This window comes from Mycobacterium sp. (assembly GCF_047975165.1).
Taxonomy (GTDB): domain Bacteria; phylum Actinomycetota; class Actinomycetes; order Mycobacteriales; family Mycobacteriaceae; genus Mycobacterium.
This window is the reverse complement of record NZ_JBKECZ010000084.1, coordinates 1-2516: the sequence shown is the minus strand read 5'-3', so window position 1 is coordinate 2516 and position 2516 is coordinate 1. Positions and strand designations below refer to the sequence as shown.

The 2516-nt window shown below is 30.9% G+C and carries 1 protein-coding gene; it reads left to right on the top strand.

The window, feature by feature from the left end:
* The first annotated feature begins 79 nt into the window (after positions 1-79).
* Complete coding sequence (locus ACK5M9_RS08395; protein WP_416892712.1) at positions 80-241, top strand: hypothetical protein; 162 nt, start codon at positions 80-82, stop codon at positions 239-241.
* The last annotated feature ends 2275 nt before the right edge of the window (positions 242-2516 follow it).

The following is a 2516-nucleotide window of genomic DNA, read 5'->3' as shown; positions in this document are numbered from 1 at the left end:
TACTGAATGTTATTGAGTACATCATAGTTCACATAAAGAATATCAACATGCAGACAATGAAAGACTAGAAGATCATTCATTGAATGGAAAGATAACTAAGATTACAAAAGGTAAAGCTTATACAGAAGAAATAACAATCGAATATGAAGCAGATGGAACTTCATATGATCTAGAAGGAAATGAACTAGATCACAAAGATATCAATAAGAGAATTGATATGCTACCAAAAGAAATTCATTGAGAAAATAGATATCATGGATTAAAGAAGAAATTCAACAATATAAGAATGGAACTTGCAACTTTGAAAGATCAATTAAAGAAAGTGGATTAAAATGAATGAAGCATTGATTAAATTCCTAGAAGATGAAATTGAAAGAGAAGAGATAATGATAAAACTAGGTACGCCTAATTTAAGATGAGCTGAAAAGGCATTGAAAAGAAATCCTTTAGAACCAGTTGCATTAGATTGACAATGATTTCTTTCAAGAAGATTAAGATTTAGAAATCAAAGACTTCAAAGATTGAAAGTAATGCTAGAAAAACATAAAAACATTTAAATTACAAAAAAGGAAGAATTACCTATTATGAAGAAGAAAACTAATCTAGAAGAAGAAAGAGATTCAACGCTTGAAAAGATTAAGAAACTAGATCATATATGATTTACTATACGTTTAATAAAAAATACTTCAAAGATAGAGTTAGTGAAAGAAGAAGCTGAAGAAATATTGTCAGTGCTAACTGAACTATTAGACGAATACAAAAACAAATATAATGATCTAAGGCATGAATGCAAAGAAGAATACAGAAAGGCCAAAAAGTAAAAACAAATGACAAATAAAGATTTTAAAGAGTTGGATGGAATAGAACCAACACAACAAGATATATTCACAGTATGATCAAGAGAGACAGCGGGAGAAGAATGAGAATTCAGATATGTTGCTTGTGACCTAGAAAGCGCACAAGAGTTTATTAAATCAATTCAATCTGGAGTATTTAGCATAAGAACTAAAATTACAATCTCTGGAGTAAGTTCAAAAGACAACTTAGCAGATTGATAGAATTCAAACTGCATAACAATACAATTACTACCTAAAGGACAAATAGACACAAATGATTACATTCCTATTAGCAATGATATTCATTAGCACACTAGGGTTAGTATTAACTCTATGTACATTAGCATCACTAATCTATCATATAAAGATTATGAAGCTAATGGATGACTAATGATCTAAACATTGTCAATACTAAATTCAAAAAAATTATACAAACAATAAAGAACAGTAATTAATATTGAAGAACAAACAACACAAAGAGATTTAATTACCTTTTACACACCCATAGAGAGCATTCTATGGGTTTTCTTTTGCTCCTATGGATAACTTATCAAATCAAAAAAGAGTGTTGAAATGTGTAATAAAGTGCTTATTCAAAGGAATTACAACTCTAGGGATGGATCTAAAAAGTGTGATAGACTTATATTGACAAAGTGTTATAGACTGCTCACTTTGTTATACAGGGGGGGCAACAGCCTATACTCAAAGAAATACAGAAGGTACTGGATATGGGAGATTCAGTAAGAGATACTTGCATAAGCAAGAACACCGGAATCTATGGGAGAATACCGGGTGGATCTAACCTTTAGGATTCTTCTAGTACAGGAAGCCAATCTCTACTCCATCAAGTTAAGACACATATTCGTCTGGGGGGTAGGGGGGGCTTTCCTATACAACAAAGAAAACTAAAGGAAAGAGAAACCCGGAATAAAGGGAGAGAGAGTTTTGCTTTTACTTCTTTCGAAGTAATAACTAGTAAAACTCATTGTGGATAACTTTTATTAAAATTGTGGATAACTTTTAATAAAGAGTGCTATAATATAGTTGTCTATAACACTTATAAATAAGCAGAAATGCTTTTAGGTAGGAAAAACCACCAGGAATAATCTTGGTGGTTTTTTTATATCTCTTTCTTAAGTTTAGCTAATAGTTTATCAATCGAATAATTTCAAAGCTTATTATATTTGTGTGATCACAATACTAGTCTTCTTGATGCACCTTTATCTTTATTGATCATCTCTCTAGTCACTCTGTATAGATATTCTATCTTCTGCATGTTATCTATCTTGAGTCAACTATCACTCTTTATCTGGATAAACAGTCTATTATTCTCCTTACTTGAATTAATCTCGAATCCAGTTGCATCTATACCTTTCATATCATCCCTAAAGGTGCTTTGCTTAATAATTCATTTACCCATGGATCATACTTCATTGATATACTGGATGACTTTTAGCTCTTACTCTCTATCTAAATCATATTTCTTTAAATACATAATTCTCTCTCACTTGACATACCACTATCCACAAAGACTAAACTAATTGAATAGTGCTAAGCACTCATTCATTATGATTCTCTACCAATCAATATTCGTCAGTAATAGCTAATTGGTTGTTATAATGTATGCTCCTACTCATTAGGTAATTCGTAGTCGCATACATTATAACCAAAATTGCTTAC